Annotated in this window: 15 protein-coding genes; 2 read left to right on the forward strand and 13 right to left on the reverse strand. The window is 69.8% G+C overall.

Annotation, left to right across the window (positions count from 1 at the left end; translation table 11 throughout):
* Positions 1-113: 113 nt before the first annotated feature.
* From ACT3UL_RS13750 to ACT3UL_RS13775, 6 genes are all read right to left on the reverse strand, one after another.
* On the reverse strand, positions 114-626 hold the full coding sequence (locus ACT3UL_RS13750; RefSeq protein WP_444578814.1) for a lamin tail domain-containing protein: 513 nt from the start codon (positions 624-626) through the stop codon (positions 114-116).
* A gap of 258 nt (positions 627-884) precedes the next feature.
* Positions 885-2,702 (reverse strand): ABC transporter ATP-binding protein, encoded by a 1,818-nt coding sequence (locus ACT3UL_RS13755; protein WP_444578815.1) that lies wholly within the window; start codon positions 2,700-2,702, stop codon positions 885-887.
* Positions 2,699-4,540 (reverse strand): ABC transporter ATP-binding protein, encoded by a 1,842-nt coding sequence (locus ACT3UL_RS13760; RefSeq protein WP_444578816.1) that lies wholly within the window; start codon positions 4,538-4,540, stop codon positions 2,699-2,701. Before ACT3UL_RS13760 ends, ACT3UL_RS13755 begins: the two co-directional genes overlap by 4 nt.
* Positions 4,541-4,720: 180 nt before the next feature.
* Positions 4,721-4,912 (reverse strand): hypothetical protein, encoded by a 192-nt coding sequence (locus tag ACT3UL_RS13765; protein ID WP_444578817.1) that lies wholly within the window; start codon positions 4,910-4,912, stop codon positions 4,721-4,723.
* A 42-nt stretch (positions 4,913-4,954) separates the two neighbouring features.
* The gene (locus tag ACT3UL_RS13770) at positions 4,955-5,314 is read right to left on the reverse strand and encodes a hypothetical protein (protein WP_444578818.1); all 360 of its coding nucleotides are present in this window, start codon (positions 5,312-5,314) and stop codon (positions 4,955-4,957) included.
* 52 nt (positions 5,315-5,366) lie between these two features.
* Positions 5,367-6,785 carry an alpha-amylase family glycosyl hydrolase gene (locus tag ACT3UL_RS13775; RefSeq protein WP_444578819.1) on the reverse strand — a complete coding sequence of 473 codons (1,419 nt, stop codon included), beginning with the start codon at positions 6,783-6,785 and terminating at the stop codon, positions 5,367-5,369.
* A 98-nt stretch (positions 6,786-6,883) separates the two neighbouring features.
* Between ACT3UL_RS13775 and ACT3UL_RS13780 the strand changes: the two genes are divergently transcribed.
* Positions 6,884-7,660, forward strand: a complete 777-nt coding sequence (locus tag ACT3UL_RS13780) for an alpha/beta hydrolase (RefSeq protein ID WP_444578820.1) — start codon at positions 6,884-6,886, stop codon at positions 7,658-7,660.
* Between the two features lie 82 nt (positions 7,661-7,742).
* Here ACT3UL_RS13780 and ACT3UL_RS13785 read toward each other — a convergent pair whose 3' ends face one another.
* The 4 genes from ACT3UL_RS13785 to ACT3UL_RS13800 all read right to left on the reverse strand — a co-directional run bounded on the left by ACT3UL_RS13785 (position 7,743) and on the right by ACT3UL_RS13800 (position 10,473).
* The gene (locus ACT3UL_RS13785) at positions 7,743-8,294 is read right to left on the reverse strand and encodes a hypothetical protein (protein ID WP_444578821.1); all 552 of its coding nucleotides are present in this window, start codon (positions 8,292-8,294) and stop codon (positions 7,743-7,745) included.
* Positions 8,295-8,369: 75 nt separating this feature from the next.
* A complete protein-coding gene (locus tag ACT3UL_RS13790; RefSeq protein WP_444578822.1) occupies positions 8,370-8,747 on the reverse strand; it encodes a hypothetical protein in 378 nt (125 codons plus the stop codon).
* Complete coding sequence (locus ACT3UL_RS13795; RefSeq protein ID WP_444578823.1) at positions 8,744-9,895, reverse strand: serine hydrolase domain-containing protein; 1,152 nt, start codon at positions 9,893-9,895, stop codon at positions 8,744-8,746. Before ACT3UL_RS13795 ends, ACT3UL_RS13790 begins: the two co-directional genes overlap by 4 nt.
* A gap of 2 nt (positions 9,896-9,897) precedes the next feature.
* Complete coding sequence (locus tag ACT3UL_RS13800) at positions 9,898-10,473, reverse strand: helix-turn-helix domain-containing protein (protein ID WP_444578824.1); 576 nt, start codon at positions 10,471-10,473, stop codon at positions 9,898-9,900.
* A 188-nt stretch (positions 10,474-10,661) separates the two neighbouring features.
* Here ACT3UL_RS13800 and ACT3UL_RS13805 point away from each other — a divergent pair, with 188 nt between their 5' ends.
* Positions 10,662-10,946 (forward strand): YciI family protein, encoded by a 285-nt coding sequence (locus ACT3UL_RS13805; protein WP_444578825.1) that lies wholly within the window; start codon positions 10,662-10,664, stop codon positions 10,944-10,946.
* Positions 10,947-11,113: 167 nt separating this feature from the next.
* Here ACT3UL_RS13805 and ACT3UL_RS13810 read toward each other — a convergent pair whose 3' ends face one another.
* From ACT3UL_RS13810 to ACT3UL_RS13820, 3 genes are all read right to left on the reverse strand, one after another.
* A complete protein-coding gene (locus ACT3UL_RS13810) occupies positions 11,114-11,638 on the reverse strand; it encodes a hypothetical protein (protein ID WP_444578826.1) in 525 nt (174 codons plus the stop codon).
* Between the two features lie 120 nt (positions 11,639-11,758).
* The gene (locus ACT3UL_RS13815; RefSeq protein ID WP_444578827.1) at positions 11,759-12,676 is read right to left on the reverse strand and encodes a LysR family transcriptional regulator; all 918 of its coding nucleotides are present in this window, start codon (positions 12,674-12,676) and stop codon (positions 11,759-11,761) included.
* A gap of 115 nt (positions 12,677-12,791) precedes the next feature.
* Positions 12,792-14,237, reverse strand: coding sequence for a hypothetical protein (locus ACT3UL_RS13820; RefSeq protein WP_444578828.1), 1,446 nt, complete (start codon positions 14,235-14,237; stop codon positions 12,792-12,794).
* Positions 14,238-14,243: the final 6 nt, after the last annotated feature.

Genomic DNA, 14,243 nt, shown 5'->3' on the forward strand with positions numbered 1-14,243 from the left:
TAGCGTCCGAGCGTCTTGGGCGTTCCGGGCGGGCCGATGAGCTCGGGCCGCTCGAGCTGCCGGAGGAACCCTGGCAGCTCGAACGGCCCGAGAGGCTGCTCCGCGCGAACGCGTCAGCAGTAGGCAGTGGTCTTGCTCGTGCGCACGTACGTCTTCGTCGCCTTGTGAGAGCCGCCCTTGTACTTGCAGGACTCGATGAGCTTGCCCTTGTTCGTGTAGGTGCGGGCGGTGTCGCCGGTGTTGTTCCAGACGTAGCCCTTGTTGTTCCAGTACACGGTGCTGGCGGTGTTCTTGCCCTTGCCCGTGCGGATCGTGAGGGTCTTACCCGGCTTGAGCTTCGTGCCCTTGGGGAAGGTGAACTTCTTCGGGCCGCTGTCACGGATCGTGTAGCCGGTGAGCGTGAGGGTCTTCTTCCCGGTGTTCTTCACCTGGATGTACTCCTTGTTGAACAGCTTGTTCTTGGAGTAGTCCTTGCCCGGCGGATCGTAGTAGACCTTCACGATGTCCAGCGGCTTCTTCACCGCGGCCTCGGCGGCAGGTGGAGCGATCCCCACCATGCCCACGACCAGCAGGGCGGCGAGGAGCATGGTCAGGAAACGGGCGCGCGACACAATAGAGGAGAGCATGGGTGCCTCTGAGGGTGAGGGCGATCCGCGGGTGGCCGGTCGGGACGCGACGGTGCGCCCGGGGCTCCTCAGGATCGAGGTGGTTGATTGTGGAAGTAATGTAACCCGCCCGGCGCCTTCGCGCCAGAGATTCTGCGCAGTTGCCCAGCGATGCGCGTCACAGCGCGTTCTTCCTGGTCAGCTCCTCGCTCAGCGACCATGCGGCGACCCGGTGCCGAGGTGGGAGCCGACGCGATCACGTCGGCTCCCACCGCTGGCTCACATGGAGTCCTGCCACGCCTGGTAGAGCGCTGCGAAGCGGCCGCCCTGGGCGACGAGCTCCTGCGGGGAGCCGTCCTCGACGACCTCGCCGCCATGCACCACGAGCACCCTGTCCGCGATCATCACGGTGGTCAGGCGGTGCGCGATGATCAGCGAGGTGCGGTGCCCGAGGAGCTTCGAGAGCCCCTCCTGCACCATGCGCTCGCTGGGGATGTCCAGCGAGCTGGTGGCCTCGTCGAGGATCAGCACGCGCGGATCGGCGAGGAAGGCGCGCGCGAAGGAGATCAGCTGACGCTGACCGGCCGAGACGCGCCCGCCGCGCTTGTTCACATCGGTGTCGTAGCCGTAGGGGAGCGACTCGATGAAGGAATCCGCTCCGATGGCTCGCGCGGCGCCCTCGATCTCCTCGCGGCTCGCCCCGGGCTTGCCGAGCGCGATGTTGTCCGCGACGGTCCCGGAGAACAGGTACGCCTCCTGGGTGACCATGACGATGTTGCGGGTGAGGTCCTTCATGGAGATGTCCCGAAGGTCCACGTCGTCCAGGCGCACGCTGCCCTCGGTCGCGTCGTAGAAACGGCTGATCAGCTTGGCGACCGTGGATTTGCCGGCGCCCGTCTGGCCCACCAGGGCGATCGTCTGCCCGGCGGGGATGTGCAGGTCCATGGGCTTGAGCACGAGCGGCCCGGACTCGGTGTACCGGAAGGCCACGTCCACGAAGTCGACCTTGCCGGATGATGTCGGCAGCGGCGTGGGGTTCTCCTTCTCCTGCACGTGCGGCTGCACGGCCAGGAGGTTCGCGATCTTCTCGAGCGCCGCCACAGCGGACTGGAAGGCGTTGTAGAAGTTCGCGATCTCGTCGACCGGCTGGAAGAACCGGCGGGAGTAGAGCACCAGCGCGACCAGCACGCCGACCTGGAGGTTGCCGTCGAGCACCCGGAAGCCGCCCACCAGCAGCACGGCGGCGATGGTCACGTTCGCGAGGATGCGCAGCGCCGGCTGGTAGATGCCGAACACGTTGACCGAGCGCAGCGAGGCGTCGCGGTAGTCCTGGGCGAGGGTGTCGAACTCCTTCTGGTTGCGCTCCTCCTTGCGGAACGCCTTGACCGCGCGGATCCCGGCGAGGGCCTCGACGAAGTGCACGATCAGCCGCGCCGAGTGGGTGCGGATCGCGCGGTACTCGATGCGGGAACGCTTCTGGAACCAGATGGTCAGCAGCACGCAAGGGATCAGCATCGCCAGCATCACCACGCCGGTCACCCAGTCCATGGTCACGATCAGCACGATCGTGAACACCATGGACAGGAACGCGCCGACCATGACGTTCACGCCCGAGTCCAGCAGCTCGCGCAGGGCCTCCATGTCCGAGGTCTGGCGCGAGACGATCCGGCCCGAGGTGTAGTTCTCGTGGAACTCGAGGTCCTGGCGCTGCGTGAAGCGGAAGACCCTGCGGCGCAGGGACAGCAGCATCTTCTGGCCGACGACGACGGACTGGCGCACGTACCCGAAGGTCAGCAGACCGCCGATGATGGCCGCGGCGACGTTCAGCGCGGCCGCCTGGATGGCAGGGACCGGGTTGCCGGCCTTCAGCTCGGGCAGGCCGGTGTCGATGCCCCAGGCGATGATCGTCGGGCCCGCGACCACGGCGAGCTGGGCGACGACCACCATCAGGGCCATCAGCAGGAACTGCTTCTTGACGGGGGAGATCAGTTCTCGCAGCAGTGCGAAGGAGCGCTGCCGGGAGGCCTTGTTCTCGGCGGCGGTGGGGGCATCCTGGTTGTCGTCGTCCTTGTCCTGTTCGACGGTCGTGGCGCTCATCGCTGCTCCCCCTCCCCGGCGGCGTCGCGGATCGCGGACAGCTCGAGCTCCCCGGTGAGGGTCTCGATGTCCTGGTCGCGGCGGGCTTCTTCTTCCTGGTTGGCGATCACCCAGCGGTAGCGCGGGGAGGTCTTCAACAGGTCCGCATGGGTGCCCACCTCGATCACGCGACCGTGGTCGAGCATGGCCACCCGGTCGGCGAGGGCCACGGTGGAGGTGCGGTGGGCGACGATCAGCGTGGTCGTGCCCGCGAGCACCTCGCGCAGGCGACCGGTGACGGTCTCCTCCGTCTTGGTGTCCAGCGCGGACAGCGGATCATCCAGCAGCAGCACGGCGGGCTTGGCCGCGATGGAGCGGGCCAGAGCCAGGCGCTGACGCTGGCCACCGGACAGGCTCATGCCTTCCTCGCCGATGGGAGTGTCCACCCCGTCGGGAAGGTCGAACGCGAAGGTCGCGTCGGCCGTGCGCAGGGCGAGGTCGAGCAGCTGCTCGCGCTCCGCCTCGGGGAGCGTCGGATCTGCTCCCAGCAGCACGTTCTCGCGCACCGAGTCGGAGAACAGGGTGGCGTCCTCGAAGGCGAACGCAGTGAGGGAGCGCAGGGCGATCAGGTCCATGTCGCGGATGTCGACGCCGTCGATCGTGATGGTGCCGCCGGTGACGTCGTACAGGCGCGGGACCAGCTGCAGCATCGTGGACTTGCCACTGCCGGTCACGCCCACCAGGGCCATCGTCTCACCGGGACGGATCTCGAGATCCACGCCGTCGAGGACGTCGGGGACATGCTCCGGGGCATCCTCGTAGCGGAAGTGCACACCCTCGAGGCGCACCGCTCCGAGAGCTCGGGCCGGGTCCACCGGAACGGGGTGCTCCGGGGAGGTGATCCGGTTCTCCTCGTCCATGACCTCGTAGTGACGGTCCAGGGCGGTGGTCGCGTTGACGGCCTGGCCCAGGAGCATGCCGAGCTGCCGCACCGGGCCGACCACCAGGGTGGCGGTCGCGAAGTACGAGGCCAGCTGCCCCGTCGAGATCGAGCCGCCCGCGGTGAGGTACAGGCCCACCAGCAGGGCCACACCGAGTGCGAGCTCCGGGAGCATGAACATGAACATGTCGAAGCGCGCGATGGCGGTCGCCTTGCGCACCTCGGTCTGGCGCAGCTCCTCGGCCTGCTCGGTGAAGCCTTCGAGGGCCGACGGGCCCCGCCCGAAGGCCTTGAGCACGCGGATGCCCTGCACCGACTGCTCGATGGTGGTGGCCAGGTCGCCGTTCTGGTCCTGCGAGGTGCGCGAGAGCACCGAGAAGCTGCGGTTGAAGCGGTAGGCGATCACGGAGACCGGCACCGCGGCCAGGAAGAAGATGATCGCGAGGATCCCCGAGGAGCGCCACAGCAGGGCCATGCCCACGATGACCGTGACCGAGCTGGTCACCGCCATGATCATGCCGAAGGCGATCCAGCGGCGGATCTGGTTGATGTCCGTGAGCATGCGCGAGAGCAGCTGCCCGGACCCCCAGCCGTCGTGGAAGGAGACCGGCATGTTCTGGATCTTCTCGTAGAAGTTCACGCGGATCTGCTTCTCGACCGTGGTCGAGGGGGCCACGGCGAACGTGCGTCGCAGCCAGATCAGGGACGCCTCGAGCAGACCGAGGGCCAGCACGATCGCACCACCGGTCCAGATGGTCGCGGCGACGGCGTCGGATTCAAGGCGGTTGACGATGTATTCGAGGACCTGGGGGATCATCAGCGCCACGAGGGACGCGGTGAGGGCGCTGAGAAGGCCCAGGTAGAGGCGGAATCGGATAGGGCGGACCGTCTGCCAGAGGCGGCTCATGGTGCCGAGCATGGGGAAAGGAGTCCTCAGGGATTGCGCTGTCCCGGCGGTCGGGACGAAGTCTTAGCCTAGTCAACTATCCCGACGACCGATAGCGCATTCCGCGCGCGTTGTGAATCGATCACCGCCTCGACCGCATCCCTGCCCGTCGCCCCGGCCTCGTTCATGGCGATCACGAGGCGGGGTGAGACGTCACCCGCTAGAGGCTTCGCTCCGTTCGACACGTCGGACCCTCAGGATCTCGAAGACGATGCCTACGAGGAGCACCGCGGCGAGGATCAGCCGGATCACCGGGATCTCGCCGCCGCCCAGCTCGCTCGCGGCGGCACTGAGGAGCAGGCCCAGGGCGAATCCGAGGGCGAGACCGTTCGTCAGATTGCGCATCCCTCCACCCTCGGCCGTCCAGCCGAGTGGGGCGGGGGCGTCTCAGGCCTCGTCGGCCGGTTCGACCGGGCTCCACTCGCTGTAGGCGGCGTCGGAGAGCAGCGCTGCGGCGCTGGCGGTCGCGGCGGTCACGGTGAGCACTGCCGGCCAGGAGCCGATCTTCTTCGCGAGCGGGTGCGAGAGGCCGAAGCCGAGCACGTAGGTCGCGCCGAGCACGGCCGTGGTCCCGGCCCCGCGACGGGCCAGCCAGGTGCGCCCGGCGTAGATCCCGGCCGCGGCGAGCACCACGCCGCCCAGCGGACGGATCCCGGTCTCGCGGGCGGTCAGCCAGCCGCCGATCAGTCCGGCGGTGACGACGGAGGCGGTGTTGACGGATTCGGCAGGCTTGATCGTGATGCTCATGGCCGGGAGCCTACGCCGGGCCGGTGTGCGGACTCTGAAGCAGAGCAGCCCGTCACCGCACCACGGCGATGCCGTGCGCGGGCACCACGCCCGGTGCCGCCGGGCCCACGCCGTCGAGCATGTCGGCGCCGCTGACGGACTCCACCACCTCGCCGGGAGCGGGCCGGTTCTCGTCGCCGAGGTTCAGCACGAGGGTGAGCGCGGAGTGCTCGCCGCCGTCGGCGCTGTCCTCGTCGCCACGGGGGCTCAGCACGATCTCGGCGTAGGTGTTCTCGAGGGACTCCTCGCGCACCACGACGCTCGCCTCGGCGAGCCAGGGCTCGCGCCGGCGCAGGGAGAGCAGTCGCTGGTGCACCTCGAGGATCCTCGGGGAGGCCTCGGGGCGCAGCACGACAGGATGGGTTCCGGCGGCGGACTCGGCAGGGTCCTCGGGGAACGACGGGCGCACCGCGTCGTCGCCGCCGGGTCGCTCCTCCTTGACGCCGGTGGCCCCGAACTCGTCTCCCGCGTAGACGGCGGGGATGCCGGGCAGCAGCGCCAGCAGGGCGTAGGTGGCGGCGAGGTCCCGGCCGTCGGTGAGCTGGGAGGCGATGCGGGTGGTGTCGTGGTTGCCCACGAAGGTCAGCGGGTGCGCGCCCCCGTCGGCCTCGAGGAACTCCTGGTGGCGACCCAGCGCATGGGCGAGCTCGAAGAGGTTCCCGTCGCGCAGCGCGGACCAGATCGCCTTCCACAGCTCGTACTGGGTGACCGAGTCCGCGCCGGAGGCCGCGGCGAACGCGGGATAGTCGCCGTGGATGACCTCGCCGAGGATCCACGCGTCGGGGTGCGCGGCGCGTACGCGCTGGATGATCGGGGCCCAGGCGTCGACCCCCGCGGCGTACATCGCATCCAGCCGCCAGCCGTCGACCCCGCGGTCCAGCCACAGGCACATGATGTCCACGATCGCGTCCTGCACCACGGAGTCGCCGAGCTCCAGCTCCACCAGGTCGGCGTTGCCCTCGAAGCCGTAGGGCTGGTCCCCGGACCAGCGGATGTGGGCACCTTCGGGGCTGCCCGGCCCGGTGGAGATCGCCCGACGGGCCACCGGATGCTGATCGGAGACATGGTTGAACACGCCGTCGAGCACGAGGCGGATGCCCCGCTCCCGGCAGGCCGCGATCAGCGCGTCGAAGTCCGCGTCGTTCCCCAGGCGCGGATCGAGGCGGCGATGGTCGAGCGTGTCATAGCCGTGGGAGACGGAGTCGAAGATCGGGTTGAGGATCAGCACGTTCGCGCCGAGGCCCACGAGATGGTCGAGCCATCCGGTCAGGCGTCGCAGCCGGTGCACGACGTTCTCGCCGTCGGCGCCGCCGTAGCCCTCCCCGCCCAGGTCCTCGCGGTGCTGGGGTGCGCCGCAGAAGCCCAGCGGGTAGACCTGCCAGCAGATCGCGTCGCGGATCCAGCTCGGTGCGGACGGCGCAGTCGTGTTCATGCGCCCATCGTAGGCGGGACGTGGTCGAGGGGCACTGCTTCAATGGGCACTGCGCCATTCTCTCCTGCGGCGCCCGTCGACCTCTGGAGTGATCACCGATGATCCGTATGCGCACCGACTTCTTCGCCGAGTCCCTCGGCATGGGCACCTCGATGGTGGTGCTGATGCCGCAGGCCGCCTCCGGGATCGGCATGGAGGGGGCCGACGCCGGCCAGGCCCCGGGCGACGGCGTGCCGGTGCTCTACCTCCTGCACGGACTCAGCGACGACTGCACGATCTGGGAGCGCCGCACCTCGATCGAGCGGTATGCGACCGAGAAGGGCATCGCCGTGGTGATGCCGGAGGTGCGGCGCTCCTTCTACTGCGACGAGGAGGCGGGGGAGAAGTACTGGACCTACGTCTCCGAGGAGCTCCCGGAGCTGGTCGCGCGCACCTTCCACGTGTCCACCGCCCGCGAGGACACCTTCGTGGCGGGCCTGTCCATGGGAGGGTTCGGCGCGTTCAAGCTGGCTCTGAACCATCCGGATCGCTTCGCCGCCGCCGCGAGCCTCTCCGGCGCGATCGACCTGCTCTCGATGGACCTCAGCGCCCGTGATGCGGCCTTGGCTCCGCGCATCTGGGGGGATCGCGATCTCGCGGGCACCGCCGATGACCTGCTCGGCCTGGTCGGCTCCGTCGACCCGCAGTCGCTGCCCGCGCTGTTCCTGGACTGCGGCACCGAGGACGGCCTGCTCGAGCAGAACCGGCGCTTCATCGACACCGCCGAGCAGCACAGCGTGGACCTCACCTCGCGACTGCGCCCCGGCGACCACGCCTGGGAGTTCTGGGACCAGGGCATCCAGGATGTCCTGGACTGGCTGCCGATCCGCGGGTGAGAGGACCGGGCCCCGCGCGAGCTGAGATTCAGTGCGGGGCAGGGTCAGGGGCAGAGTCAGCGCCCGGCTCGGCTGTACGCGCTCAGCGCCCGGCGCGGGCGTACAGCCGCTGCGCCTTCTCCCGGCTCACCGGCTTCGCGAGGCCGACGATTCCCATCACGAGGCAGGTGATCGGTCCGGCGATCACCACCCACACGCCGAGCGGGACCATGATGAACGCGGGCCACAGGGCATTGTCGGCGACGACACCTGCCTCGACCAGCGGCAGGAGGATGCCGAGCAGGAAGGTGAAGAACAGGATCGTCGCGAGCAGGGAGACCGCTGCGAAGATCGCCGCACGGGTGCCCACCGACCGCGCCACCGGGTTCTTCCTCCGCTGGAGCAGCCCGGTGATCAGCATCGCGAGCGAGGGGGCGAGGATCGAGAGCCCAGGGATCCCCAGCAGTCCGAGGAGCCCGAGCGACCAGGCGATCCGCCCGTCCCGGCCGACGGTGGTCGGGAAGTGCTCCGGGCGCATCTCGTGGGCCGCGGGGTGCACCGCCCAGGCCTGCGGCGGCACCGGCCCGACCTGCTGGGAGGCGTCGGACGAGTACGCGGGGTCCTGCGGGGCTCCGGGCACGGGGGGATTCGACATGAGGTCAGAGTAGACGGACCCGCGCGGACATCCCGGCACGACATCGGACGTCAGCGGTGGCTCGCGGCTCGACGCTCAGCCGCCGACGAGGGCGACGAGAGCGGCGACCAGCCATATCGCCACATTAGCGACGAGGGATCGGGCGCCGACCGGATGGGCGTTGACCGCGGCCCGCCCGGTCAGGCCCTCGGCCGTCGGAGCCGGACGGTGCCAGGTGCGCCACGTCGCCACCCCCGCGCCGGCGGCGCACAGCGCCAGCACCGCCCACCAGGCGATCGCCATCCACCCCGTGATCGGGAGCACCAGCGAGGCGACGATGAGCAGCACTCCCGCGCCGCACGCCTCGAGCACCACCCGGCCCGGATGCGTCCAATGCCGCAGCTGGGCGACGGCCGCGGGGACCATCATCACCAGGAGGAACAGGGGGACGACAAGGGTGAGGAGCAGGTTCACAGCGAAACGCTCCCGTCGAGGATCCCGACCCCGAGGTCGTCCGGGGAGAGCGCGGAATCCGTCATCAGCACCACCCCGCGGCCGGAGTCCTGGTTGAACCCGCAGAACGCCGCGAATCCACCGGTCATGCCGTTGTGCTGGACGAGGGACTCCCCGGCGTCGGTGGTACGCAGGCTCCACACGATCCCGACCGCGCTGTCCTCGCCGCGCTCGACCAGGGGCTCCAGGCCGGCGGCCCCCGGATTGGAGCCGTCCTGCATCGACGCGAGGTAGAGCGCCATGTCGTGCCCGGTGGAGCGGATCCCGCCCGCCGGACCATAGCCGTGCATGGTCCAGGCGCCGGCGGAGAGCCCCGATCGGCCATGGCCCCGCGGGGCGTCGGCCCCGATCTCGTCGAGGCGGAACGGGGCCCTCGTCGACGTCATCCCCAGCGGGTCGAGCAGGCGGGAGCGCAGGAGTTCCTGCCAGCTGACGCCGGTCGGCGCGGCGAGCAGCTGGCCGAGGAAGGCGACCCCGAGATTCGAGTAGGCGTACTCCCCGCGATCGGAGAGCGACGCATCCAGAGCGGCGTCGATCACCCCGTCGACCGAGGAGCCGGAGTAGGGGTCCTTGCGCAGGAAGTTGATCGGCAAGCTGGCAAGCACTCTCGTCAGAGGCAGCCGCGGCAGCCCCGAGGACTGCGAGGCGATCTCGGCGAGGGTCACGTCGGCCGCTTCGGAGCCGGCGGCTCGCTCGCCGAGGATCTCGGCGACGGTGGTCTCCAGGGAGACCTCGCCGCGGTCGACGGCGTCCATCAGGAGCGCGCCGGTGAAGGTCTTGGTGACGGAGCCGATCTCGAACTCCGTGGTCTCGTCGGCCCCGAAGCCGGCGAATCGCTGCTGGTCCCCGTCGGTGACGACGGCGGAGACGTGGCGATGGCCGCCGAGGTGCGGGCGCAGCGCGGCGGCGAGCTCCGCGTCGCCGTGGACGTCTCCGAGTCGAGCCGGGCGAGGGCCCGCGGCGAGCCCGCTGAGGGCGAGGATCGCGCCTGCTCCGGCGGCGCCGGCGAGTGCGGTGCGGCGTGTGGTGGCCCGGGACGGCGGGGTCGTCGTCGGCGCAGGATCGGCGAGGTGAGGGTCGGACGGCTGGTCGTCGAGCGGTGAGCTCATGGTCATCCTTTCTCGAGGGCGGTGATGATCGCCAGCAACGGGACCACCCGGGAGGCGGGGATGCTCCAGCTGCCGCGGCGCGGGGACGTCGCCCAGCCGCCGCTCTGCAGGGCGGAGAGGTGGTGGTAGGCGACGCCGGTGGAGCCCAGCTCGAGCGCGTCGACGATCTGCGCGACGGTGTGCTCGCCGTCCAGGAGGCGGCGCAGGATCGCCAGGCGCAGCGGATGACCGAGCGCCGCGACGGGCTCGGCGTGCTCCGCCCAGTCGGCGGCCAGCAGGTGCTCGACGGGTCGGCCCCATTGGTACTCGAGGTGTCCGAGCCCGACGTCGACGGCGCCCGCGAACACCACGGCGCCGGGGGAGGGTTCGCGCGCCGTGAGGGCGGTCAGGGCCCAGAACGGATCCGCGTCATCGGTGGATCCGACGGCGTCGCTGGCTCTGCTGCTCTCGGCGCCTTCCGGTGCGGAGGTCGGGGCCGACGGGGGAGTGCTCGGGGCGCGGTCCTCGAGCTCGTGCACCCGCATCTCGAGCGCCTCGAGGCGGGCGAGCAACGGATCGGCAGGTGAGTCCTGAGCCATGGTGCCCCTCTCCGGTACGACGACTCCTTCAGATTATCCGTAAATCCGGAAAAGTAAAGAGTCGGTCTCGGAGGCATGGAGGAGACATGGACGTGTGCGCCGCGCGGCGCCTGCATGCGGCACGATGTCGAACAGATCTGCGCCGATGTCGTCCGTCGTCGGCCGCACCCTCGACCTCAGGAGCGACCATGGCCCTCTTCGCCGTGCAGTACACCTACACCGACGACGCCGAGAAGACGCAGGCCGTGCGGCCGGAGCATCGCGATCACCTGCGCGAGCTCCTCGCCGCTGGAACCCTGCTGCTGGCAGGGCCGTTCACCGGCACCCCCGGCGGTCTGCTGGTCGTGCGCGCCGACTCCGAGGAGGGTGCGCTGGCCGCCCTCGACGGCGACCCCTTCCTGCGCGAGGGCGTGATCATCGATCGCAGCGCGCGGGAGTGGTCCGTCTCGATCGGCGAGCTGCCCGGCGCCTGAGGCGAGGGTCGGTCCGGCGTCGGTCTTCGAGGTGCATCGGGCGCTGTTCCGGCGTCGGTCACGGGGGTGCATCGGGCGCTGTTCCGGCAGTCGTGCCCACTGGCGCGTGGTGTGCAGCCTCGCCCCTAGAGAGGCAGCCTGTACGCCAGGCGCCACTGGATACGGCGTTACGGTGAGTTTCCCTCGGGCTGGTCCCCACCCTTGGCGCGCTCCCGACCCTCGGCCTGGGCGTCCAGCAGCTGCACGACGCTCGCCGCGGGAGTGATCTCCTCGCCGACGATCACGAGCGGCACGGCCTCGGCCCCGCCGTGCTCTGCGAGGAACTGCTGGGCGGCCGGATCCTGGTAGACGTTCACCCAGATCACGTCCTCCCGGGGGCTGCGGATCGCGGTCTGCAGCCGGGCGGAGAGGGCGTTGCCCGGCGCCCACAGCACGATCGCCACGTCATCGCCGCGACGGCGCAGCGCGGTGGCGAGCGGAGTGTGCGGCCCGGCGTGCAGCGGGCTCGTCCAGTACGCCATGAACAGCGAGAACAGCACGACCGCCACGGCGGCGATCCGCTGCTGCGCCAGCACCAGCAGGCCGGCCGCGATCAGCCCGCCCACCAGCAGCAGAGCCGGCCGCAACCACGCCGAGAGCGGGGCACGGGCGCGGGGTGCAGGCGCAGGGCCGGAAGTATCAGGGCTGGTCATGGGTCCAGGGTAGAGGTGCTCGCTGAGCGCGGCAGATGCGCCGGGTGCACCGGAAGCTCACGATGCACCGAGTGCACTAGATACTTACGATGCACCGGGTGCGTTGCGCGGGCCGGACGCTCAGATCATCGCCGCGGTCGACAGCCGGGTGTTGGTCTCGGCCACGAGCGCATCGCGCAGGGCGCCGACGGCCGGGATCGACAGGGCCCCGCGACGGTTGATCAGACCGATCATGCGGTCATCGAGGTCCGGCAGGTGGCGCACCACGACGTCGTCGGTCGGGGGAGCGGCCTCGAGTGCGGTCTCCGGCATCAGGGCGACGCCGCCGCCGTGCACGATCAGGCGCTGCACCACGATCGAATCGTCGGTGGAGTGGCGGATCTTCGGCACGAAGCCCGCCCGACGGGCGCTGCTGAGCAGGTTCGCCCGACAGCGCTCGCAGCCCGCGATCCATGGATCCTCGGCCAGGTCCGCCAACGTCAGGTCCGGATCTTCGGCGCGGGGATGCTCGCGCGGCAGCACGGCCATCACGCGATCCTCCAGGAGCGGGGTCCACTCCAGGGTGCCCTCGTCGTCGATGTCGCTGCACGGGTAGCGGAACACCAGGGCGAGGTCGAGGGCGCCTTCGCGCACGGCCGGGATCGCATCCGGCGGCTCGAGCTCGGAGAAGGTGACCTCGAGATCGGGGGCCGTCGTCCCCAGGTTCGCCAGCACCGGCGGCAGCAGCACGGCGGCGGCCGACGGGAAGGTCCCGAACTTCACAGTGCCGCGACGCAGCGCCGTGATGTCCGCGAGCTCCTCCTCGGCGGCGTGCAGCTGGGCCGCGATCGCCTCGGCGTGCGCGGCGAGCCGGCCGCCGGCCTCGGTGGGCGTGATCCCGGAGGAGGAGCGCAGCAGCAGCTGGGTGCCCACCTCCTTCTCGAGCGCCGCGAGGTGCTGGGAGACGGCCGGCTGGGTCCAGCCCAGCTCGCGCGCGCCGGCACCGATCGAGCCGTTGCGCACGACGGTGCGGAAGATGAGCAGGCGACGAGGATCCATACCTCCATGGTAGGCCCGGGTGGCAAGCCCTGCTTATGGGTTGAGGCACACCGCTCAGGCCTGCGGTGCCCCGGATATTCCCGTTGCGTGCAGGCTGCACAGGCGGAAGGTCGAACTACTGAGTCTTCTCCTCCGTTGCCTGCTCGCCTGACGCCTCATCGGCCGGTCTGGTCCCCTCGTGACGGACTGCTTCGCGGAACGCGCGCGCGCCATTCGACAGCCTGCCGGCCCCGGAACGGACACGGCCTGCAGTGTCGCCGCCGAACTGGAATGCTGCGCCAGCACTGTCCGCCCCGGTCTTGACGACCTTGTCGCGCATCTCCCCGGCGGCCGCCCGCCAGCGCTTCGCCTTAGCAGAGTCGTGACCGTCCTCGATCTCCAGGGCAGTCTGGAAGTCCAGCACACGGCCGACGACGAGGTTGCTGGAGTTGACTGCGGCGCGAGCCGGTCGAGGGGACAGCAGGACCTTCGTGTTTGCCCGTCGAATGGTCGTGTTCATGCGATCGAGCAGCTCTTCCGTGGTGCGGTGGATCAACGCGAGACGCTTCGCCCGTGCCGCACGGAGACCAAGACGGTGCCGGTCGAGGTCGCCCGGCGAGCTGTCGAGTACGCGGTCGAGCTCGAGGACGGACAGCGCATCCTGCAGCTGGACGCATCGCGCGAGTACAGCGAGCCACTCGCGCACTGTGGTCTCGGCGACCTTCGCCGTCGCGGCCAGCTCGGAGACGCTCGCCTTCTCGACCTTCTCCGCTTGTCCGTTGATCTGCCGCAGCGCATAGGCCTCGGTGGTCGCGATCGTCAGCCCTGAGGTCTGAATCTTGGACCAGGTCACTTCCGAAACTCGCCCGACCTCGTCGCGGACGGTCATTGCCTCCTCGACCATGAGGTCCACGCCGATCATGTCGGCGAGCACCGAGTCCTTCTGCGCACGCAGGATGTCGTCGACCTTCTCGTCGATGACTGCGAGGTACTCGCCGACTTCCTCGATCGCCTCCTGCATGGCCATCTGCGCCATGATCGCCGAAGCTCCGGCGAGTACCGCAGGGTTGAGCAGGGCCGTCGGCCCCGCGACGAACTGCATATTCTTGGCGAACTGGCCCCCGGAGGCGCGAAGAGTGGCGTGGAAGTTCCCTGTGGCCGCGTTCTTGACCAGCGGCAGAGCCTTCGATGCGGCGAACGATTCCGACGTGAGCTTCATCCAGCGGCCGGAGTTCGCCATGATTCCCGCACCGGCGTTGAGCACGCCCGCTGAGGCCTTGTACGACGGGCCGAGTCGGTGGAGCTCGAGCTCGGTCGACTCGAAGCCGAACGACGTCAGAAACGCGTCGACGTCTCCGGGTGCGCCCAGCACGGCGAGTCCATCTTCGTCGCTGATCACGTCAATATCGTTCGTCATTCTGTACTCCGGAAGCTCGGGGGCGGCTCGGCGTCGCCTCATCTTCTTGAGTGTGCTCCGCAGCGCCGACAAACGTTGTGCGAAAGGGCGAAACGCGGGCGAGGGATGGGGAATCGTGATCGGTTCGTTGTGCTGCAGGATGCGCGGTAGCGAGCTTGGGCGCATCCGGCG

The organism is Brachybacterium sp. 107 (genome assembly GCF_052379725.1).
Lineage (GTDB): Bacteria > Actinomycetota > Actinomycetes > Actinomycetales > Dermabacteraceae > Brachybacterium.